18 protein-coding genes are annotated in these 22,423 nt (G+C 54.0%); 13 read left to right on the top strand and 5 right to left on the bottom strand.

Features of this window, described 5'->3' with window-relative positions; all coding sequences use genetic code 11:
* Positions 1 to 20 precede the first annotated feature (20 nt).
* Entirely contained in the window at positions 21 to 2,642 is a 2,622-nt protein-coding gene (locus QSV34_RS13240) for a bifunctional diguanylate cyclase/phosphodiesterase (RefSeq protein WP_289155462.1), read from the top strand.
* A complete protein-coding gene (locus tag QSV34_RS13235; protein ID WP_289155459.1) occupies positions 2,639 to 3,460 on the top strand; it encodes an aminotransferase class IV in 822 nt (273 codons plus the stop codon). Before QSV34_RS13240 ends, QSV34_RS13235 begins: the two co-directional genes overlap by 4 nt.
* Positions 3,461 to 3,472: 12 nt before the next feature.
* Here the strand turns inward: QSV34_RS13235 and QSV34_RS13230 are convergent, their stop codons facing one another.
* From QSV34_RS13230 to QSV34_RS13210, 5 genes are all read right to left on the bottom strand, one after another.
* Positions 3,473 to 3,925 (bottom strand): phosphate-starvation-inducible PsiE family protein, encoded by a 453-nt coding sequence (locus tag QSV34_RS13230; protein WP_289155457.1) that lies wholly within the window; start codon positions 3,923 to 3,925, stop codon positions 3,473 to 3,475.
* A 101-nt stretch (positions 3,926 to 4,026) separates the two neighbouring features.
* Positions 4,027 to 5,214, bottom strand: coding sequence for a UbiH/UbiF/VisC/COQ6 family ubiquinone biosynthesis hydroxylase (locus QSV34_RS13225; RefSeq protein WP_289155456.1), 1,188 nt, complete (start codon positions 5,212 to 5,214; stop codon positions 4,027 to 4,029).
* The gene (ubiH, locus tag QSV34_RS13220; RefSeq protein WP_289155454.1) at positions 5,214 to 6,425 is read right to left on the bottom strand and encodes a 2-octaprenyl-6-methoxyphenyl hydroxylase; all 1,212 of its coding nucleotides are present in this window, start codon (positions 6,423 to 6,425) and stop codon (positions 5,214 to 5,216) included. Before ubiH ends, QSV34_RS13225 begins: the two co-directional genes overlap by 1 nt.
* Positions 6,426 to 6,786: 361 nt before the next feature.
* Positions 6,787 to 7,866, bottom strand: a complete 1,080-nt coding sequence (locus tag QSV34_RS13215; protein ID WP_289155452.1) for a methyltransferase domain-containing protein — start codon at positions 7,864 to 7,866, stop codon at positions 6,787 to 6,789.
* 103 nt (positions 7,867 to 7,969) lie between these two features.
* Positions 7,970 to 10,129 (bottom strand): dihydrolipoyl dehydrogenase family protein, encoded by a 2,160-nt coding sequence (locus QSV34_RS13210; protein WP_289155451.1) that lies wholly within the window; start codon positions 10,127 to 10,129, stop codon positions 7,970 to 7,972.
* A gap of 144 nt (positions 10,130 to 10,273) precedes the next feature.
* On the opposite strand from QSV34_RS13210, the gene ppk1 reads away from it, so the two are divergent.
* The 11 genes from ppk1 to tfpB all read left to right on the top strand — a co-directional run bounded on the left by ppk1 (position 10,274) and on the right by tfpB (position 22,287).
* On the top strand, positions 10,274 to 12,403 hold the full coding sequence (gene ppk1 / locus QSV34_RS13205) for a polyphosphate kinase 1 (protein ID WP_502929021.1): 2,130 nt from the start codon (positions 10,274 to 10,276) through the stop codon (positions 12,401 to 12,403).
* A 115-nt stretch (positions 12,404 to 12,518) separates the two neighbouring features.
* Positions 12,519 to 13,301, top strand: coding sequence for a prolipoprotein diacylglyceryl transferase (gene lgt, locus QSV34_RS13200; protein WP_289155449.1), 783 nt, complete (start codon positions 12,519 to 12,521; stop codon positions 13,299 to 13,301).
* 120 nt (positions 13,302 to 13,421) lie between these two features.
* The gene (locus QSV34_RS13195; protein ID WP_289155447.1) at positions 13,422 to 14,255 is read left to right on the top strand and encodes a thymidylate synthase; all 834 of its coding nucleotides are present in this window, start codon (positions 13,422 to 13,424) and stop codon (positions 14,253 to 14,255) included.
* 12 nt (positions 14,256 to 14,267) lie between these two features.
* Positions 14,268 to 14,783, top strand: coding sequence for a dihydrofolate reductase (locus QSV34_RS13190; RefSeq protein ID WP_289155444.1), 516 nt, complete (start codon positions 14,268 to 14,270; stop codon positions 14,781 to 14,783).
* A gap of 316 nt (positions 14,784 to 15,099) precedes the next feature.
* Entirely contained in the window at positions 15,100 to 15,867 is a 768-nt protein-coding gene (locus QSV34_RS13185; protein WP_289155442.1) for a DUF3450 domain-containing protein, read from the top strand.
* Entirely contained in the window at positions 15,867 to 17,249 is a 1,383-nt protein-coding gene (locus tag QSV34_RS13180) for a MotA/TolQ/ExbB proton channel family protein (protein ID WP_289155440.1), read from the top strand. The genes QSV34_RS13185 and QSV34_RS13180 overlap by 1 nt, the downstream gene beginning before the upstream one ends.
* A 2-nt stretch (positions 17,250 to 17,251) precedes the next feature.
* Complete coding sequence (locus tag QSV34_RS13175) at positions 17,252 to 17,782, top strand: MotA/TolQ/ExbB proton channel family protein (RefSeq protein WP_289155438.1); 531 nt, start codon at positions 17,252 to 17,254, stop codon at positions 17,780 to 17,782.
* A gap of 74 nt (positions 17,783 to 17,856) precedes the next feature.
* The gene (locus QSV34_RS13170; RefSeq protein WP_289155436.1) at positions 17,857 to 18,261 is read left to right on the top strand and encodes an ExbD/TolR family protein; all 405 of its coding nucleotides are present in this window, start codon (positions 17,857 to 17,859) and stop codon (positions 18,259 to 18,261) included.
* A gap of 3 nt (positions 18,262 to 18,264) precedes the next feature.
* Complete coding sequence (locus QSV34_RS13165) at positions 18,265 to 18,897, top strand: energy transducer TonB (RefSeq protein WP_289155434.1); 633 nt, start codon at positions 18,265 to 18,267, stop codon at positions 18,895 to 18,897.
* Positions 18,898 to 18,955: 58 nt separating this feature from the next.
* The gene (locus QSV34_RS13160; RefSeq protein ID WP_289155432.1) at positions 18,956 to 20,383 is read left to right on the top strand and encodes a tetratricopeptide repeat protein; all 1,428 of its coding nucleotides are present in this window, start codon (positions 18,956 to 18,958) and stop codon (positions 20,381 to 20,383) included.
* A gap of 128 nt (positions 20,384 to 20,511) precedes the next feature.
* Entirely contained in the window at positions 20,512 to 22,287 is a 1,776-nt protein-coding gene (tfpB, locus tag QSV34_RS13155; protein ID WP_289155430.1) for a type IV pilus assembly ATPase TfpB, read from the top strand.
* Positions 22,288 to 22,423 lie beyond the last annotated feature (136 nt).

Below are 22,423 nucleotides of genomic sequence, written 5' to 3'. Positions count from 1 at the left end.
AGACCATCACCGGATAGCGGATGGATATTCTCTTTTTTGCCATTGTTGCCATGATTGTGGCTGCTGCCATCTACCTGTGCATTCGCCGGGTGATTCCCTGGCATTTGACCCTGCTGAGCCTGACAATCATTTTCCTGATGGAGTTTGGTAGCGAGTACGTTGCGCGCCAGCAGCATACCCGCGACCTGAGGGATGAAACCGCCCGCCAGGTCAACACCATATCCACCCGGCTCAATGGCGAAATCAATAGCGTTATATCCCTTATGCTGGGTTTGGCGGCACATATTGCTATGGACCCGGATCTCGGCCAGGAAGATTTCGCTGAGTTTGCCCACGAGCTGCTGCAGGATAATCCGCTACTGATCAACCTGGCGGCAGCGCCGGATCTGACGGTTACCATGGTGTATCCCATGGAGGGTAACGAGGCGGTATTGGGGCTTAATTACCTGGAAAACCCGCAGCAGCGCGCCGATGTTCTGTTGAGCCGCGATACCAAGGCGTTGATCCTTGCCGGGCCGGTTGACCTGGTGCAGGGGGGCAGCGCCTTTATTGTGCGCGCCCCGGTGTTTATTCGTCGCGGCCCAGACAGCGGAAAGTTTTGGGGGATTGTTTCCGCGCCCCTGGATGCCCAAGGACTCTATCGACGAATCGGCCTGCAGGGGGATTCCCTGACCACCAATATGGCGATTCGCAATCGGCCCACCCTTAGCGCCACCAATTCTGCGTTTTTTGGCAACGACAGCCTGTTCACCAATCCGAATAATATTCAGGCCACCATCCCGGTGTGCTCCGGCTTTTGGCAGGTGAGTGCGCAACCCAACGGCGGCTGGTATTCCACCCCGCTGAACGCCTGGGTGGTGCGTCTGGCGGCCATTGTGATCTCCATTTTGGCACTGCTGATACTGCGCAATCGCCACCGCGAGGTAATCAGCCACCGCCGCTTTGAGTCAAAATTGCGGGAGAACGAACAGTTGCTGCAGGACGCGGGCAAACTGGCGTTGATTGGAGGCTGGAAGGTGCACGCCGATGGCGAACTTTCCCACCTCAGTGAGCAGTCGGCACAAATTTTTGGCTTTCCGGAAGACACCGAGCACGACATCGACGCCATCCTTGAACTGTTCCCGGAATCCCAGAGCAAGCAGCTCAAATACCTGTTTCAAGAGGCTATTACCAGCGGCCGCAAATTCGATGTTGAACTGAGCATCGACCACGCTGGTGACACCCGTTGGGTGCGTATGATCGGCAACCCGGTACACCGTCGCGGCCATATTGCCGAAGTGGTGGGCGCGGTGCAGGACATCACCGAAAAGAAAAAATTTGTCGAGATGATCCAGCGGCAGGCCACCTACGATACGGTTACCGGCCTGGCAAACCGCTTTTTGTTCGAGAACCGTTTGGCGAAACTGCTGCCCCAGGCGGAGCGTGAACAGAAGAACATCGCCATCCTGTTTATCGACCTGGACAACTTCAAGGCGGTCAACGATAACCTGGGTCACAAGGCCGGTGACTTGTTGCTCACTGAAGTGGCCCACCGCATTAAAAACTGCACCCGGCGCTCCGACACTGTGGCGCGCTACAGCGGTGACGAGTTCACGGTGATACTCAATAACATCAACAACAGTGGCGATGCTTACGCCATTGCCGCCAATATACTCAAGCGCATCAATGAGCCGTTTGAAATCCTCGAACATCAATTGTTTTGCAGCGCCAGCGTTGGTATATCCAGCTTCCCGGAGCACGGCCAAAGTGCGGAAGAACTGGTTACCAATGCAGACCAGGCCATGTACGAGGTGAAAAAATCCGGTCGCAATGGTTGCCTCTACTTTACCGAGGAAATGCAGCGCATCTCAGAGAGCCGCCACATTCTGCACAACAAATTGCAGGCGGCCATTGCCAATGAGGAGCTGCGAGCTCACTTCCAGCCCATCGTGCCCCTGCAAGAGGATTTACCGCTGAAGTGCGAGGCGCTGGTGCGGTGGATCGATAACGGCAGGTTTGTGCCCCCCAACGAGTTTATTCCCCTGGCGGAAGAAACCGGCATGATTAACGCCATCGACCGCCTAGTACTCAAAAAAGCCAGCGACTATGTTCGCCAGCTGGACAGAGAACACGGCCAGCACCCCTGTTTGTCGGTCAATATTTCTCCGCGGGTATTCTCGTCTCGGGACAACTCATTGGAAATGTGGCTTGATTTGATCACCGAGCAAGCCGCAGATATCAGCATCACCGTGGAGATCACCGAACGCCTGCTGGCGCAAAATGTAGAGCGTGCCCTGAAGGTGCTCAACCGGCTGAAAAGTGCGGGCATTTCCATCGCCATTGACGACTTTGGCACCGGCTATTCGTCCTTGAGCTATCTCACCACCTTCCCCATCGATATCATCAAAATCGACCGCGCTTTTGTCAGCCGCATCGAAGAAGATTCATCTGCCGCCACACTCACCGACACCATTATCAGCCTGGCGCAAAAGCTATCTCTGCAGGTGGTGGGAGAGGGTGTGGAAACAGAAGAGCAGCTCAACTTCCTGAGGAAGCAGGGTTGCCAGTATGCACAGGGCTATCACCTGGGGCGGCCAATGAACGGGGAAGCCTTTGAAAGCTGGATTGCCGATTACCACAACTCAGCTGTCGCAAACACATGAGTGCCTACTGTTACGTCAATGGTGAAATTCTGCCAAAGGATAAAGGCACAGTTGGTATCACCGATTTGGCATTGCAGCGTGGTTACGGTGTATTTGACTTTGGCCGCAGCTATAACGGCATGCTGTTTCATTTTGCCGACAATATTGCCCGGCTGCGGCAATCCGCTGCGGAACTGCATTTAGACGTTCCGTTAGGTGACCAGGAAATCACCGCTATCGCCCAACAGTTGATCGACTTGAGTGATCTCACCACACCGGCGATACGCCTGTTGCTTACCGGGGGTTGCAGTAGTCTTGATACCAGGCAGCCCAATCTGATTATGATCGCTGAGGAACTGCCCACGTATCCTGAGGTTTATTTTTCCCAGGGCGCGGCGCTGATGTCCATCGAGTATCAGCGGGAGCTGCCTCAGGTAAAATCCATCAATTATCTGAACTCCATTCGTCTGGAGCAGAAAAAACGTCAACACAACGCTCTCGATTTGCTCTATTACAACCGGCAAAGCATCACCGAAAGCCCGCGCAGTAACTTCTTTGCTTTTTGCGGTGATACATTGATTACACCCGCCGAAGACATCCTCTATGGAATTACGCGAAAAATCGTTCTGCAATTAGCGACGGCGGAATTTCATATTGAAGAACGGGATATGCCGCTAGAGGAGCTGGCAAGCATTGATGAAGCCTTTTTAACTTCTACCAGCAAAAACGTTCTTCCGGTATCAACCATCGACAACAAACCGATCGGCACTGGAAGCGTTGGCAAAAATACCCAAAAGTTGATGGCAGTGTTTCAAGAGTATTTGGAAAATTATTCTTAGGATTTGTTGACGCTACTCCCGCTCGACTTTGATTTTTTTGGCCACCAGCCAGTAGGAAATACCCAGCGCCAGAGTCACCAGGGCAATACCGACAATTTGTTCGGAGCTGACTTCATTGAGATCCAGCACAATCACTTTACGGGCAATGGCCATCAGCGCTGTCGCCAATACCAGTTGTACCGGGATTACTTCCGTACCGAGGTAGAGGCGGATATTGATAAATATTTCGATGGCGATCAGCACCACCATAAAGGCACCGAATACTTGCAGGATATCGCCAATATCCAGCAAGAACATGGGCGGGGATGTCAGCCGTTGGTAGAGCACATACACCACGTCCAGAATGCTCCAGAAAATCACCAACACCATCAGTACCGCGAGAATTTTTACCGCCACCCGAATGGCGCGGTGGAGCTTTTGGATAAACGGATCGGAATGTTCTTTGGGGATTTCTTCGTGGATCATGGTTAACCGCTTCCATTTCGCCGACTGAGATTGTCAGCCTAGCAAATCTATTTCACGGCTTAGAAGCGGATTTACAAAAACACACTTTTATAAATCCACTTTTATAAACCCATTGCCTGTCGTACCAGCTGCTTTTTTACCAAGCCCATACGGTTGACCAGCGACATGCCTTCATTGCGCAACAGGCGCACTTCCAGATTGTCGCTGGCAAACAGTTCTTTAAAGCCCTTCATGGCGAGCATGGTGGCCAGATTGTCCGGCTTGCGCTGGCGCTGGTAGCGACCCAGCACGGACATGTCCCCCAAAGGTAAACCGCGCTGGCTGGCGCGCTGCAATTCATCCACCAGGGCAATAACATCCTTAAAGCCCAGGTTGACGCCTTGCCCGGCGAGGGGGTGAATGGTGTGGGCGGCATCCCCCAGCAAGGCGATACCCGGCTGCACATAGTCGCTGGTGTGGCGCTGGTGAAGGGGGAAACAGAAACGTTTTGACACCGATTCCACTGTGCCCAGGCAAGCGCTGCTGGCGCGGGTCAGCTGGGTGCAAAATTCCTCGTCCGAAAGCGCCATTAGCTCATCGGCCTTTTGCTCTCGCTGCGACCAGACAAAGGAAATACTGTGCTTTTCCGGCAGCGGCAAAAATGCCAGTGGCCCATCGCTGGCAAACCATTGGCGAGCGGTATTGCTGTGGGGGTGTTGGCAGCGAACGGTGGCAACAATGGCACTGTGACCGTAAGGAGTATCGTCCAGCTGGAAACCACACAGATCACGGACGCTGGACAATGCGCCGTCTGCGGCCACCAATAATGTCGAGCTGAGCTGTTCACTGTTATCCAGCTCTATGCTGATTTGGTTGTTTTGTTGCTCCACCTGAGCCACTTTGGCGGGGCAAATCCAATCAATATTGGCCAGCTGCTGCAGGCGTTGTTGCAGTGCGCCGACAATATTGGAATTCTCGACAATATGGCCCAGGCAAAGTGCGCCTACATCGCTGCTGTCGAACTCAATAAAACCGGTACCGTCTGCATCCCATACGGACATATGGGTGTACGGAGCAACCCGCCGTTCGGCAATAGCGGGCCAGACGCCAATTTGCACCAACAACTGGCGCGATGTTTCGGTAAGAGCCACTACTCGCGGGTCAAATTCGCTGTCTTGGTAGTGGCCGGAAAAAGGGCGAGATTCCACCACAGCAATGGATAAATCCGGGCAACGATCGGCCAGCAAGGCAGCAAACGCCGAGCCCACCAGGCCGCCACCAGCCACCACCAAATCGTATTGACCAGTCATCACTCCACCCCCATGCCGTAGCGGGCAAACTGCCCCCGCAGTGACGGCACCATATCCATGGCAAACAGTCCGGCACCGCGAGCCAATGCTGCCGTTGGGTTATCCACCGCAAAAAATTTCGGCAGCCAATGGCTGGCGGCAACGGTACGCTGTTGGTCCGACTCGCGGCTATTTTGATACTTTTGTAACAGCGCCAAATCGCCCAAATCACAGCCATTGTTGGTGCCTTCTGCCAACACTTCTACCAGCGCGGCAATATCCCTGATCGCCAGGTTAAATCCCTGGCCCGCTACTGGATGCAGGCTATGGGCTGCGTTGCCCACCACCACCAGATGGCGACGAACTTGTTCGCAGGTTTCCATTAATTTCAGCGGGTAGAGGTGGCGTTCGCCAACGCCGAGCAAGTTTCCTTGGCGGTAGCCAAACACTTGTTGCAGCTGCGCCAAAAACTCCGCTTCGTCGCAGTCAGATAGGTGTTTCGCCTGATCTGGTGGCAGTGTCCACACCAATGCACTGCGGTGTTGGCCTTCGCTGCTGTCCGGTAATGGTAAAAGCGCCATTGGCCCATTGGCAGTAAAACGTTCGTAAGCAACGCCGTTGTGAGGCTGCGCCAGGGCGATATTGGCAATTAGCCCCATCTGGCCGTAGTCCTGCACATCTACGCCAATGCCCAGCAAATCTCGGGTAGTGGAGCGGGCGCCGTCGGCAACAATCAGTAATTCGCAAGTGATGGGGGTGTTGCTGTTGCTAATGGATAGCTCGGCGCCATTGGCCGTCATGGTCACCTGCTCAATAGTGGCTGGCGCCGCCAAGGTGATATCGCTGTTGGCCAGTTGTTGTTGCAATATCTGACCCAGCCATCGGTTTTCCACCACATAGCCGTAAGCGGTCATCCCCTGCTCACAGGCACTAAGTTGGGTGGAAGCGATATGCCCCCGATCACTGACCTGAATCTGCTCTATAGCAGCGGCGCGTTGCTCCAATTGTTGCCACAGACCCAACCCTTCAAATACTTCTCGCGTGCGCCAGGAAAGTGCTGTCGAACGGTCATCAAAACTGGGGTTGTAGTCGTCACTGGTTTGTTGCGGGTGCGGCTCCACAACCAAAATACGCCAGTTGGGGTTTGCCTGACGCAGCAGTAACGCCAATGTGGCGCCCACCATACCGGCGCCAGCGATGGCGATATCGACCTGTTGGGTTGGCTGGTTCAAAGGGAATTACGCCGAGTTGAATAGTGGACTTAAGCTAACTCTAAACGAACTTATAAACAAGATGGCCTTGCAGGCTTGGGTGGCGATTTGCCATGGGGTGCGCTTTCCCTGACACGCTGTACTCTTTTGGATAAGAAAGCCGTCCCTGCACGCTCGGATGCGGCATCCTTGCCGCATACGGTCAGGGAAAGCGCACCCCATACCAAATCTTCTCATCAGAGATAGATGCACACGGGCAAAAGGGAGGAGTTGTGTATTTGCATTCAGGGCCGCCGTCAGCGTGGATGCTGACGACGAGCATACAGGGATGTACTTGCTGCGAGCCCTGAAAGTAAATACACAGCTCCGGGGCTAAGCAAGATTAGCAGCAACTGCCACCAGCAGAACTTTCAGACACTTTGCTATCGTAAGGCAGCGACGACCCACAGCCCTCAAAAATCCCGTAGTGGGTATCGAAGTTGCCGACAAACTCAAAGTGTTCCGCGAAGCGGGTTTGCGTCAGCATATTCCAGGTGTTACCACACACTGGGAATACTTTGCCTGCGGTGATCACGTGGCCTTTATCCAGAGTGAATTCACGTTCGCAGTTGGGGATGCTGCCTTTGTAAATGACCGCTTGGCCGTAGTCTTCGCAGGCAGGCTCCAGAGAGTCCAGTTTCCACAAACGGTAGGTGGCGGAGTAGAAGCCGATATGGCCGATTTTGGCTTTTACGCTGTCGTTGTCGATGCCCAAGGGGCGGTCTTCCACCAGGCGGGGGTCGGCAAATCCGGCGCGTTTGGCCAGGTTGATAAAGTCGTTCCAGTACAGGGCGCCGCTCAGGCACTCCCCGTAAAGTACCGGGTCGTCCACCAGTTCGGCGGGTACACGGCGGTCGGCGTATACGTCGGAGAAGTACAGCTCGCCGCCGGGCTTGAGCAGGCGGTGTGCCTGTTCCAGTACAGCTTGCTTGTCCGGCGACAGGTTGATCACGCAGTTGGACACAATAATATCGAAGCTCTCGTCTTCCAGGCCCAGCTCATCCAGCTTTTCGATATAACCTTTTTTAAATTCGACGTTGGCCTGGCAGTATCCGAATTCCTTGCGGTGGTAGTCGATATGAGCATTGGCCACCGCCAACTGTTCGTCGGTCATGTCCACACCCACCACGGAACCGCTGCTGCCCACCATGGCGGAGAGTACGTACACGTCCTGGCCGGAGCCGCTGCCTAAATCGAGAATGCGCATGCCGTTGAGCAAATCCGGGGCTACCAGGCCGCAACCGTAGTATCGGCTGCTCACTTCCGGATGAATGCGGGACATGATGTCTTTCAGGTGCTGCGGCAGGCTGCCAATAGTACAGCAGGCGTCGGTTTTCAGATCGGCGGAGCCTTGCAGTTCTTTGCCGTAATAGTCTTTGACAGAGTCTTTAACGTTGTCTTGAAAAGAGTCTTGGGCGCTCATGTTGTTTCCATTTGCGAGTGGGCGTTAGACGAAAGAAGGGCGCCTACTTTACTGGGTAGAACGCCCTTCGTCGATTGGCTTAACTTACTTTAATGTTGGGCCTTTACTCTTTTGCCGTGGCTGCTACCGGAGGGGCTTCGCTGCCTGATGCGCCGCGGCGCCAGTTGTGGAATTTGAACAGCCATTGCAGAGCCTTCTCCGGGGCGTTGGCGCGCTTCCATTCACCGGCGGCGTACTTATTGGCCTCGCTTACGGTGGGGTAAATATGAATGGTGCCGAGTATCTTGTTCAGGCCGATATTGCGCTTCATACCCGTCACAAATTCGGTAATCAAGTCACTGGCGTGGTAGCCCACAATGGTGGCGCCCAGTATTTTGTCTTTGCCCGGAGGGGTAAGCACTTTGACAAAGCCCTGTGCCTCGCCGTCGGCGATAGCTCGATCCAGATCATCGATACCGTATTTGGTGACTTCGTATTCGATGCCTTTCTCCTGAGCTTCTGCTTCGCTCAAGCCCACCCGCGCCACTTCCGGGTCTACAAATGTGGCCCAGGGAATCACCGAATAATCCACTTTGTAGCTCTTGAGGCCGGAGAACAGCGCATTCACCGCCGCATACCAGGCCTGGTGCGCGGCAGTGTGGGTGAACTGGTAGGGGCCAGCCACATCGCCACAGGCGTAGATGTTGGGGTAGCGGGTGCGCAGGTAGTCGTCCACCGCCACAGTGCCTTGGGGCAGGGTGTCGATGTTCAGTTCTTCAAGGCCCATGCCGGTGACATTGGCTTTGCGGCCTACGGCGATCAGTACCTTGTCGAACGCCACTTCGACTTTGTCGTCGCCGGATTCCAGCAGGGCGATGTTTTCACCATCGCGCACCTCGAAGCCGACGGTTTTGTGGTTCACTTTGACGTCGATGCCCTCAGCGGCAAACTTCTCCATCACAAAGGCGGACACGTCGGCGTCTTCGCGAGGCATCAGGCGATCCATCATATCCACCTGGGTCACCTGAGAGCCCAGGCGCTGGAAGGATTGCGCAAGCTCACTACCGATGGGGCCGCCGCCCAGCACCAGCAGGCGCTCGGGCAGGTCACGCAGCTCCCACAGGTTGTCCGAGGTTAAATAGTCCACTTGATCCAGGCCGGGAATCGGTGGCACAAAGGGGCGCGCGCCACTGGCAATGACAATATTCTTGGTCGTAATTGTGTCGTCGCCCACTTGCACTTCCCAAGGGGAAACAATCTTCGCTTCACCGGTAACGCAATCCACACCCAGGTCGGTGTAGCGCTCAATGGAGTCGTGGGGCTCAATGTCTTTTACCACCTGCTGTACGCGATCCATGACCTTGGCGAAATCCACTTTGGGTTCGCCAGCAGAGACGCCGTAGTGCTCGGCGTTGCGTACCTCCTTGACGATTTTGGCGGAACGGATCAGCGCTTTGCTGGGTACGCAGCCGGTATTCAGGCAGTCGCCACCCATCTTGTGGCGTTCCACCAGAGTGACCTTGGCTTTTACCGCCGCAGCAATATAAGAGCTCACCAAGCCGGCGCTGCCACCGCCAATCACCACCATATTAGTGTCGAAGGCCTTGGGTTTTTTGAAGCCTTTATAGACTTTGGCTTTTTGCACCGAGCCGACAATGGCGCGGGCGATAAACGGCAGAATGGCCAACAGAATAAAGGAGGCAATCAGGCCTGGGGTCAGTACACCAGCGACAGAGAATTCATCCACTGCGCCCAATTGTGCGCCGGCATTCACATACACAAACGTGCCCGGCAGCATGCCCAGCTGGCTTACCCAGTAAAAGGTAAACGGCTTCATTTTGGTTAAACCCATCACCGGGTTGATTACCGAGAATGGCACCGCTGGGATCAGGCGCAGGCTGAACAGGTAGAAGGCGCCGTCTTTTTCCACACCGCGGTTAACGGTTTCCAGGTAGCTGCCAAAGCGGCTTTGCACCCAGTCGCCCAGCAGGCCGCGAGCTACCAAAAACGCCAAGGTAGCGCCCAGGGTACTGGCAAAGGAAACCACCAGGGTGCCCGTAGTTGCGCCAAATACCATGCCGCCCATCACCGTCAGTAACGCAGCCACCGGCAAAGAGCAAAGCAGTATGTAGGCTGCAAAGAAAATCGCCACGGTCAACATTGGCTGCTCGGCGTAGAGCTGCTGGAAATAACTTGGCGTAATGTAATCACCCAAACCGGTGAAAAAATAGAGGTAGAGCACGGCGGCCACTACCAGCAAGATCAGAATTTTTTTAACAGACATCGTGTGTTCCCGGTTAAAACGTGGCCCTTAGAGCAAAAAACGCCCATCGGGTTCAATAGCTGGTTGTAAAGTGCCTCTGTTGACACAAAAATGTCTAAAATCTGTCATACAAATAGCTGAAGATGATTTCTCCCTGAGCCCGCCATGAAAAAAGCCATGTCCGAACAGCTGCCCGATAGCGTTGTCCCTCTGCACCCTGAGGACAATGGTGAGATCAACCTGTCCAACCCGGACTACTACATCAACCGCCACCTGAGCCTGATGCAGTTCAATTTGCGGGTGCTGGAGCAGGCGCTCAATGAAGAATACCCGCTATTGGAGCGGCTGATGTTCCTGCTGATTTTCAGCAGCAATATGGACGAGTTTTTTGAAATTCGCCTGGCGGGGCTGCAGCGGCAGATTAACTACTCCCGAGAAAGCGTCGCACTGGATGGCATCCACCCACAGGAAGTGCTCAAACAGCTGAGTCAGCAATGCCACGAGGGATTCGACAAGCAGTACCGCATACTCAATGAAGTACTGATGCCTGCGCTGGAAGAGGAAAATATTCGCTTCCTGAAGCGCTGCGAGTGGAACGAAGGGGTGGCTGCCTGGGTAAAAGACTACTTCCACACCCAGATACAACCGGTGGTCAGCCCCCTGGGTCTGGATCCGGTGCACCCGTTCCCGCGTTTGGCCAACAAAAGCCTCAACTTTATTGTTTCACTGCAGGGCACTGACGCCTTTGGCCGGGAAATGAACCGCGCCATTGTGCCGGCGCCCCGTTCCCTGCCGCGGTTGATCAAAGTGCCCAGTGAATTGTGCGATGGCGGCGACAATTTCGTTTATCTGTCTTCCATGATGCATGCCCATATCGGCGAGCTGTTCCCCGGTATGAGCCCCACCGGCTGTTACCAATTCCGCCTGACCCGCGACGCCGATCTGGATCTGAACACCACCGAAGTAGAAGACATCGCCCGTGCCCTGCGCGGTGAGTTGCACTCCCGTCGCTTTGGCAGTGCGGTGCGCCTGGAAGTAACCGACGATTGCCCTCAGGAACTGGTGGATTTCCTGCTGGATCAGGTGAACCTCACCGAACATCAGCTCTATCGAGTCCATGGGCCGGTTAACCTGGGCCGTATGATGCAGTTGATTAAAGAAGTGGATCGCCCGGACCTCAAACATCCGCCACTGTCCGCGGCATTGCCGAAAGCACTGCTCAATGAGGAAACGCCGATTTTTGATGCGGTGCGCAAGGATGATGTGTTGTTGTTACACCCTTTCCAGTCGTTCAGCCCGATTATCGATCTGCTGCGTGAGTCCGCCCGCGACCCGGATGTATTGGCGATCAAACAGACTCTTTACCGCACTGGTGCTACCTCGGAAATTGTCGACGCGCTGGTGGAAGCGGCTCGTAATGGCAAGGAAGTGACAGTAGTAATCGAACTGCGTGCCCGTTTCGATGAAGCGGAAAACCTGCAGTTGGCCAGCCGCCTGCAAGACGCTGGCGCGGTAATCACCTACGGGGTGGTGAACTACAAAACCCACGCCAAGACTCTGCTGATTGTGCGTCGCGAAGGCAACAAACTGCGCCGCTATGTGCACTTAGGTACCGGCAATTACCACGCCGGCAATGCCCGTTTGTACACCGACTACAGCCTGCTCAGCTGCGACGAGGAACTGGGTAGCGATGTGCACAAAATCTTTCAGCAACTCACTGGAATGGGTAAAGCGGAGGGCTTGAAGCGGTTGCTCAGTGCGCCTTTCAGTCTGCACAAAAAAATTACCCGCATGATTCGCGCCGAGGCCAGCGCCGCCCAGGAAGGCAAACCCGCGCGCATTATTATGAAGGTGAACAGCCTGACGGAAGGCAACATCATCCAGGAACTCTACAAAGCCAGTCAGGCAGGAGTAACCATTGACCTGGTTGTGCGCGGTATGTGCTGTCTGCGCCCCGGCGTTCCAGGGTTGTCAGAGAATATCCGCGTAGTGTCCATTATTGGTCGTTTCCTGGAACATACTCGCACCTATTACTTCGAGAACGCCGCCCCACAACTGTTTTGCGGCAGTGCCGATATGATGGAGCGCAACCTCAAACACCGGGTGGAAATCGCCTTTCCGGTGGAAAACAAAAAGCTGCGCAAGCGCATTGTCGAGGAGCTCAACTGCTACTTGAACGACAACACCCACAGCTGGGAGCTGCAAGCCAATGGCGAATATCGCCAGCTGCAACCGGCGGAAGGGGAAGACGCTCGCAGCGCACAGCTGGAGTTGTTGGAGAAGTTTTCCGGATAACTCAATATTTTTGTCATTGCCAGGGAGCGAAGCGATGACGGGCGAGTAGTGCCATTCCAAAGCATCCACGTTAGAATCCCCTCGCTGTCCAACGGTCAACGAGAACCCCCTGCCAATGACTTACCCCAATATCGACCCCGTCGCCCTTGACCTGGGATTTGTCAAAATTCACTGGTACGGCGTGATGTATCTGCTGGCGTTTGCCAGCGCCTGGTTGCTGGCGCGTTACCGTAGCCGCCAGTCCTGGTCGGTGGTGAAAACCAAAGACGTGGAAGACCTGATTGTCTACATCGCCTTTGGTGTGATTATTGGTGGCCGTTTGGGGTCAGCAATCTTTTATAACTTCAGTCATTGGATCACTGACCCCTTGTGGATATTCCGCATCTGGGAAGGCGGTATGGCCTTCCACGGTGGTTTGATTGGTGTGCTGGTGGCCCTGTGGCGCTTTAGCCGCCGTATCAAAAAGCCGTTTGTGGCCACAGCTGAATTTATTGTGCCTATGGTGCCGCTGGGGTTGGCCTTTGGTCGCCTGGGCAATTTTATTGGCGGCGAGCTGTGGGGCAGGCCTACCGATGGCTGGTGGGGCATGGTGTTTCCCGGTGCTGGCGACCAGCCGCGCCATCCATCGCAACTCTACGAAATGTTCCTGGAAGGCATTTTGCTGTTCGCCATTCTCTTTTGGGTCAGCCGCAAACCCCGTCCGGCCGGTTTAGTTGGCGGCCTGTTTCTATTTCTTTATGGCCTGTTCCGTTATCTGGTGGAGTTTGTGCGCGAACCGGATGAGGGCATACCGCTGCTGTTTGACTGGATGACGCGCGGCCAGCAGTTGTGTGTGCCGATGATGGTGGCGGGCATTGTGCTGATTGCCTGGGCCTGGCGCAAAAAGAAAATAGATTAATCGTCATTGCGAGGAGCGAAGCGACGCGGCAATCTCCATCCTGCCACTTCGCATTCAAAAGATTGCCACGTCGCCTGCGGCTCCTCGCAATGACGTGCATTTACAAAAAGGGGTAATTTAATGAAAGCCTATCTCGACCTGCTGCGTGATGTGCTGGAAAATGGCACTGATAAAGGTGACCGCACCGGCACAGGCACCCGTTCCGTATTTGGCCGAATGGTGCGCTACGATCTCGCCGAAGGCTTTCCTCTACTCACCACCAAGAAGCTCCATATCCGTTCTATCCTTCACGAACTGCTGTGGTTTTTGAATGGCGAAACCAATATTCAATACCTGAAAGACAATGGCGTGACCATCTGGGATGAGTGGGCTACTCCTGATGGTGAACTGGGGCCGGTGTACGGTTATCAATGGCGCTTCTGGCCCGATGGCGATGGTGGTCATATCGACCAGATTGCCCAGTTGGTGGACGGCCTGAAAAACAACCCGAACAGCCGCCGCCATATCTTCCACGCCTGGAACGTTGCCCAGTTGCCAGACGAGAGCAAAAAGCCTTGGCAAAACGCCGCTGAGGGGCGCATGGCGCTGCCGCCCTGCCACCTGCTGTATCAGTTTTATGTGGTGAACAACAAACTGTCGGCGATGCTCTACATCCGTTCCAATGACCTGTTCCTGGGCAACCCCTACAACACCGCCAGCTTGGCGTTCCTCACCCATATGCTGGCTCAGCAGTGTGGCTACGAGCCCGGCGAAATTGTGATCTCCATGGCGGATTTGCACCTTTACCAGAACCATCTGGAACAGGCGCGTATTCAGCTTGAGCGCGAGCCCCGCCCGTTGCCCAAGCTGCTGATACACCGCAAACCGGACTCGATTTTCGACTACAAGTTTGAGGATTTCGAGATCGTTGACTACGATCCCCACCCCCATATTCCCGCACCCATTGCCGTTTAAAAAGGAAAGTCCATGGATATTGCTCTGATCGTCGCTATGGCTCGCAATGGCACCATTGGCCGCAACAATGAGTTGCCCTGGCATCTGTCTGGCGACCTGCGTTATTTCAAGGCGGTGACCATGGGCAAGCCGGTGGTGATGGGGCGCAAAACCTGGGAATCCATTGGCAGGCCGCTGCCGGGGCGCACCAATATTGTCATTACCCGACAAGCTGGCTGGCTCCCCGAGTGCGATAACCCCGATACGGTAAAAGTTGCCCATTCTCTGGAGCAGGCTTTGCAGTTGGCAGAACAGGTGGCCACAGCGGATGGCGTGTCCGAACTGATGGTAATGGGCGGAGCGGAGATTTACCGCCAGGCATTGCCCCTTGCCAAACGACTCTACATCACCGAAGTGAACGCCGATGTTGAAGGCGATGCGTTTTTCCCCGAAATGGACGACAGCCAGTGGCGCGAATTACAACGCACCGCAGGTGACCCCGGTGGTGATTACAGCTACGACTTTGTGGTGCTGGATCGTAATTCCTGACACTTGGTGCGGTAATAGCAACCTCATGTAGGGTGGGTTAGCGCAGCGTAACCCACCGAGTATTCTTTAAATGGTGGATTACGCCGCTTCGCGTCTAATCCACCCTACGCCTACTTTTTGAATTCTACATATTTATCATTTGTTACCTAAGGTAACAGCCTCCAGAAAAACGCCTCTTTTCCCGCCCCATTCTTTGCCAAACAAATCGGCGCCTGTTAATAATTGCTGCCCCGTTGCCATAAAACGGTGACCCATGCCTAACCCGAAATGGTAGGGCAGCTCGTTATAACTGTTTGATACCCATATCGAGGGACGTATGAAACACTCTTTGAAACTGATGATTGCCGCCGCCGCACTCAGTGTTGGCGCTGCCGGTGCACAGGCCGCTGATGTCGACGACATTCTCAAGGCTGGTAAAAAGAAATTGGCTAACGCCCAGGCGTCGCAGAAACGTGTAGACAAAATTTCTGCTGCGACTGACGACTTGGTGCTGGATTTCCAGACTGCCAGCGATGAGCTGGAAGACACCAAAGTGTACAACCGCCAGAAAGAGCTGGTGATTGCCCACCAGCAGCTGCAAATGGACCGCCTCAGAGCGTCTATTGCCGGTGTTCAGGATACTGAGCGCAGCATCCCACCGCTGATTGAGCGCATGATTGAAGGGCTTGAGCAGCACATTGCCCTCGACCTGCCGTTCGATATGGAAGAGCGCGAAGGGCGCGTGAAACGCTTCCGCGAAGGCCTGGGTGATTCCGGCAAAAGTGTTGCCGAGAAATTCCGCCAGGTGCTGGAGGCTTACCGTATCGAGCTGGAATACGGCAACAAGATCGACACCTACGTCACCGAAATTGAAGTGGATGGCGCACCCCAGGAAGTAAACATCTTCCGTATGGGCCGCACCGCGCTGGTGTATCAGACCAAAGACAAGAGCAAAGCCGGTGTTTGGGATCAGGACAGCCGTGCTTGGGTTGCCTTGGACCCCAGTGAGTACCGCAACGCCATTTCTACTGCGATTCGTATCGCCAAGAAAACAGCGACTCTGGATATTATGACCATGCCTATCAAAGCGCCGGAGGCACAATAATGAACAAGCGAATTCTTAAAAAAGGCCTGATGGCTGTCGCTGCGGCTACTCTGGCGTTCTCTGTTAACGCTGCCGAAGAGGAAAAAGCCAAGTCTCTTGAAGAGCTGCTGCAGATGATTGACCAGGGCACTCTCAGTGAGTCCAAAGAGCATCGCGAGCGCGAGCAGCGCTTTTTGCGCGAGCAACAAAATCGCCAGAGACTGCTGAATGACGTCAAGGCGCAGCTCAATGCCGCAAAGAGAAAATCCGAGGCTCTGGAAAAAACCGAAGCCGATAACGAAAGGGCGATTGGTGAACTTCAGGAGCAGTACAACAAGCGTCTGGGTTCATTGAAAGAATTGTTTGGCCACCTGTCCGGTACTTCCGGTGACGTGATCAGCTACTTGGGCGACTCCATTGTCAGCGCTCAATACCCTGGTCGTACTGAGGCAATCGACAGCCTGCGTTCAAAAATTTCAGGTGCTACTCCAACGCTGCCGGAAATCAGTGAAATTGAAGGCATGTGGAAGGCGATTCTGTTTGAAATCAACCAGAGCACCAAGATCGTCAAGTACAACACTGCCATTTTCCGCGGTGGTGAGAAGGTGGACGCCGAAGTGATGCGAGTGGGTAACTACGCGCTGGTATCCGGTGATGAGTACCTTAACTATGACAAGGTGACTGGCAACATCTCTTCATTGCCCCGTCAGCCGCAGGGTTCTTACACCTCATCTGTTGCCGCACTCGGTAATGCGACTTCCGGGTTTACTGCAGCCGCACTGGATCCGCAAGGTGCTCAGGGGCCAACCCTTATGACCAAATTGGTCGACTTGCCGACCCTTACTGAAAAATGGCATGAAGGCCGACTTGTTGGTTATGTCATCAGTGGCGTGGGTGTATTCGCCGTATTGTTGGCACTGTTGCGCTTCGTTGTTCTCTCTGGCATTGGCGCCAAAGTGAATGCGCAGCTGCGTGACACTTCCACAGCCAATACCAACAACCCGCTGGGTCGCGTATTGAAAGTGGCGGAAGAGAACCCCAACGCCGATGCCGAATCTCTGGAGCTGAAGCTGCACGAAGCGGTGCTGAAAGAGCGCCCGGCCATCGAATCTGGTCTCAACCTGTTGAAGATTATTGCCATGGTGGCACCGCTGCTGGGTCTGTTGGGTACCGTAACCGGTATGATCCTGACCTTCCAGGCGATCACCATCTTCGGCGCCGGCGACCCGAAAAACATGGCAGGCGGTATTTCCTCCGCGTTGGTTACCACCGTATTGGGTCTGGTAGTTGCCATTCCAACCATTCTGCTGCATACCCTGGTAAATGGCCGCGCACAGCGTGTCCTCCATATACTGGAAGAGCAAAGCGCGGGTATTGTTGCTGAGAACGCCGAGGGCCATTAATCATGGATGCACTGAACGACGCACTCACTGGAATTCAGGATTTCCTCAACATGGGGGGAGAAGTACTCAAGTATTTCATCGTTCCCCTGCTGTTCCTGTTGTGGACGCTGATATTCGAGCGCGTATGGTATTTCAAGACCTCCCTGAAAGGGGACGTTCAGGCTGCTATTGACACCTGGGAGGAGCGCGCCGAGCGTCGCTCCAAACGGGCTCACCAAGTACGCGATGCGTTGATCTCCCGCGTTGAAATGAAAATCGACGAAAATATGGACATGGTGAAAACCATGATTGCCCTGGCGCCGCTGTTTGGCCTGATGGGCACTGTATGGGGAATGATTCACGTCTTCGACATTATGGGTATTACCGGAGGCGGTGACGCCAAATCCATGGCCAGTGGTGTTTTTAAAGCCACTATTCCCACCATGGCTGGCATGGTTACCGCCATCTCCGGTGTATTCGGTAATACGTACCTGGATCGGGTTTCAACCCGTGAGAAAGGCCTGCTTGAAGACCATATGACCATGGATCACTGAGTTCGGCCCAGCCGGGCTCAGTGGTTTTAATTTGAATGGTTTACATTCAAGTCACATAGCAAACGAGAACTGTTATGCGGGAAAGAACACGCAAAGCGGATGCACAGGGTCAGTCCATTGACCTGACGCCCATGCTCGACGTGGTTTTTATTATGTTGATTTTCTTTATTGTTACCGCGTCCTTTATCAAGACGCCGGGACAGGAAATCGACAAAGTAGAAACCGTTACAGCGCGGCTGAAGCCAACTTCGGTGTTGGTTTCCGTTAACGCCAACAACCAAGTTCACATCGACAAAAAGCCAGTTGAAGACAACGACTTGAAACCCACAATCAAGCGACTTTTCCTGGAAAACCCCAAGGGTAATGTGGTCATTCAGGTGGATGCGAAATCCACCCTGGAAGCGGTCGGCAAAGTATACGACGCTGCCAAAGATGCCGGCGTTGCTGGTGTGATCATTGCCACGAGCAAAGGGGAGTAAAACATGAAGGTAGTAAGATTAGGCCTCTCTGGTCTCTTGGGTTTTACCATTACCTTTGGTCTGCTGGTACTGATGTATACCCTGGTTTCTTCAGATGTTGAAGCTCCCGACGAAGGTGAAGGTGAAGTGCTGGCCAACATCTTCCAGGCTGAAGAAGAAATTGAGGACAACTTTAAAAAGTTTGACCCTCAAAAACCGGAGCCCAAAGAACCACCACCGCCCCGTGTGCAACAACAAGCCGCTAAAGCGGAAGATGTGCAACTGGCGGTGAATATTGACGCCCCTCGAGTTGATTCTGGCCTTAATATTGGCTCTGGTGGTTTTGGTGGCAACAGTGAAGCCCGCCCCATCAAGCGGGTGGCACCCCGTTACCCACAACGTGCTTTGGAACGTGGGCTGGAAGGTTTTGTGGTGGTGGAATTCACCGTATCCGTTAATGGTGTTGTGTTAGACCCCAGAGTAGTTGACGGCCAGGTGAAAAATAAAGATGGCAGCTTTAAGCCCAGCACGGTGTTTAATAGCGAATCCATACGAGCGGCCAAAAAGCTGAAGTTCAAACCGAAAATGGAAGATAACCAGCCGGTTGAATTTATTACCACTTACCAGTTTACCTTTGAGCTGGAGAAAGACAGCTGATTGGTTGTCCCAAGTTAAGTAATTTGGTTTCAGACAGGTATTAAGTCGGAGCGAGATGATGTTTAGTTTTCACAAAATGGCGATAAAAGCCACTACGGGTGGCGCGTTGGCTCTGGCCATAATGGCGGCGCCTCCGGTGCTGACAACCTATGTGGATGTCGGCGCCTCTGCTGAGGCGGCTACCTGGCCCGAGAAAAAATCCAAATACAAAAAAGAAAAGGAAAAAAAGCGTTTTACGCCGCCGAGCCAGTCCTTTGGCCGAAAAATTGATCAGCTGATAAAGGCTGAGGAGGCAAAGGACTGGAAAAAATACGGTGAAGTGCTTGCGGGTATGCGCTCGCGATACGACAAATACGCGCCGGGGGAAAAGGTCAGTTTCCTGTGGCGTGAGATTGCCTATGAGTTTGCCCAGGAAAGTATCAAGAGTGAGCAAGATCCCAATTACGAAAGTGACTACAGTAAAATCGTAGGGTTTTACGAGAAATTGCTGACCTTCCATACGGAAATGCGTGAGTCGGCGATTCGCCAGATACTCAGTGCCCTGGCGCAAATGCATATGGCATCCAGCGATTTTCGCACCGCACTCAAGTACTACCATGAATGGCTGGGTATGGGGCAGGAAATCAGGCCTGCGGAAAAATTTCAGATTGGTCAGGCTCATTTCTTTCTGAAAGAGTACGATCTGTCCCTTGAGTGGGTTGAAGAAGCCATCGCTGATGTTAAGGCCAAGGGTGAACTTCCCAAAGAGAGTTGGTACCGCACCCAGAAAGGGATTTACTACGAAAAGAAAAATCCCAAAAAAGTGGCGGAAATTCTCGAGATTCTGGTGACTCACTTCCCCAAGAAACGTTATTGGCAGGAGTTGGCGGTTATTTTCCAACAGGATCTTGAGAAACCGGTGGATTCTATGGTTTTGCTGGACACCCTGTTTATGCAGGATCAGTTAACCAAAGCTCAGTTCCTCAAGGCATTGGCCTATGGCTACAACAGCAACAGTGCTCCTTATCAGATGGCCAAGGTTTACCAATACGGTCTGCAAAAGGGCTACTTGGAAGAAAATCCAAAGCACCTGAAAGATTTGTTTTTCACTCTGAGTCAGGCGGGTGAGCGCAAAGAAGGCATCAAGGTTCTGGAGCGCTATATCAAACTCGACCCCAATGATGTCGATATGATGAACGCACTTTCAGGCGAATACACCAGTGTTGGCTCTTACCAGAAAGCTGTGGATACGGCCCGCAAAGCCCAGAAGTTGAAAGATCAGGGCAGGCAACCGGGGCTTAGCCACATGCGCGAAGGCGAGGCACTGTTCTATTTGAAGTCCTATGCCAAAGCCGCCAAAGCCTTTGAAAGAGCGTCCAAGCACGACAAAATGAAGAAAAATGCCCAATCCTGGGCGGCCTACGTAAAAAGCCGTATTAGAGAGCTTGAGGCCACCCGTAAAATGGAGAAGGACTTGAAAGAGGAATTGGCCAAAGGCGTCGGTTAATCTCTCTTTTCACAGCTTTTGTTATCAAAGCCGATCACTGCAAAGTGGTCGGCTTTTTTCTTGGCTGAAACTCATCACTATAGTCGCTACAATTCCTGATAAATGTGTGATTTTGCGGGAAGAAATGCATGGTTGAAGTAACCGTACAAGACCGTCGTTTGGAACTGCGTCCCCTGTTGGCAGAGCTGCAAGGGCAGGGTTTGTTGTCCCAGGAGTGTGTAAACCTGGTCTCGGGTAGCACCCGCAGCCGTGAGGAGGCTCTGCAACACCCACTGATCTATATTGCCAAACAGCAGTTGGAAGGCTGTGGCGATATGTCAGGGCGGGTGCTGGATCTGGACCGCCTGACGCATTGGCTCGCCGAGCAGACCGGCATGCCGGTGGTGCATATCGACCCACTGAAAATACAAGTATCGGCGGTAACCGAGGTGATGTCATTCGCCTTTGCCAAGCGCCACGGCATTCTCTGTGTGGATGTGCTGGGTGATGAGCTGGTGATTGCCACCGAAGAACCCTACGCCAGCAGTTGGGTAGAGGGGTTGGAGCAGGTCACCCGCAAAACCGTGCGCAGGGTGCTGGCCAATCCAGCGGATATTCACAAGTACCGCATGGAATTCTATACGCTGGCGCGTTCTATTTCCGGTGCAGACAAGCAGCCCGGTGCCAGTTCGGTGGTCACCAACGTAGAACAGTTGATGGAGCTGGGCAAAGCGGCCAGCCCGGATGCTCAGGACCAGCACATTGTCGCTATTGTCGACTGGCTGCTGCAGTACGCTTTTGAACAGCGGGCCAGTGATATTCATATCGAGCCGCGACGGGAAAAGGGCAAAATCCGCTTTCGCATCGACGGCGTTTTGCATCTCGTGTACGAGATGCCACTGCAAATCATGATTGCCATGACCAGCCGCCTGAAAGTGCTGGGACGCATGAATGTGGCGGAAAAGCGCAAACCACAGGATGGACGCATCAAAACCATGTCTCCGGACAATGGCGAAGTGGAATTGCGGCTTTCCACCTTGCCCACCGCCTTTGGTGAAAAGCTGGTGATGCGCATCTTCGACCCGGATGTCTTACTGCGTAACTTCGCCGAGCTGGGACTGGTGGGGGAAGACAGCAAGCGCTGGCAGCAAATGGTGGAACGCCCCCATGGCATCGTACTGGTCACCGGCCCCACCGGTTCCGGTAAAACCACTACCCTTTACTCCAGCCTCAAGCAGCTGGCCACCGAGAGCGTTAACGTCAGCACCGTGGAAGACCCCATCGAAATGGTGGTGGATAACTTCAACCAGACTCAGGTGCATCACAAAATCGACCTGGATTTTGCCGCCGGTATCCGCACTCTGATGCGTCAGGACCCGGATATCATTATGGTGGGTGAGATCCGTGATCGGGAAACCGCTGATATGGCCACCCAGGCGGCGCTGACCGGCCACCTGGTGATCTCCACTTTGCACACCAACGACGCCCCCACCGCCATTACCCGGCTGCTGGATATCGGCGTGCCCGCCCACTTGATTCGCGCTACCCTCAACGGTGTGATGGCCCAGCGCCTGGTGCGCACATTGTGCCCGCACTGCAAGGAAACCACGGAGCTGGAGCAAGATGCCTGGCAACAACTGGTGCGCCCCTGGAAAGTGGCGCCACCAAAAGCGGTTTACCGCCCGGTGGGTTGTCTGGAGTGTCGCGGCACTGGTTACTTGGGCCGCCAGGGCATCTACGAAATTCTTCCCCTCAGCGATAGCTTGCGGCCTCTGGTAAAAGACGATGGCGATATTGAGCACCTGCGGGTTCAGGCCATGAAGGAAGGCATGCGTACTCTGCGCTTGTCCGGCGCTCAGAAAGTGGCCGCCGGGCTGACTTCCATCACCGAAGTGATGCGGGTGGCTCCGGACTCTGGGAAGTAAATTGTTGGTGAAATCGTTTAGTTCTCCCGTCATTGCGAGGAGCCTTTGTTATAAAGAAAGGCGACGCGGCAATCTCCCGAATTACGCTGCTAAACTGGCTGAGATTGCCGCGGCCTGCGGCCTCGCAATGACGGTG

Origin of the sequence: Porticoccus sp. W117 (assembly GCF_030341905.1) — a bacterium.
GTDB lineage: Bacteria > Pseudomonadota > Gammaproteobacteria > Pseudomonadales > Porticoccaceae > SCSIO-12696.
Note: the sequence above shows the minus strand (reverse complement) of the source record. Positions and strands in the feature narration are given on the sequence as shown.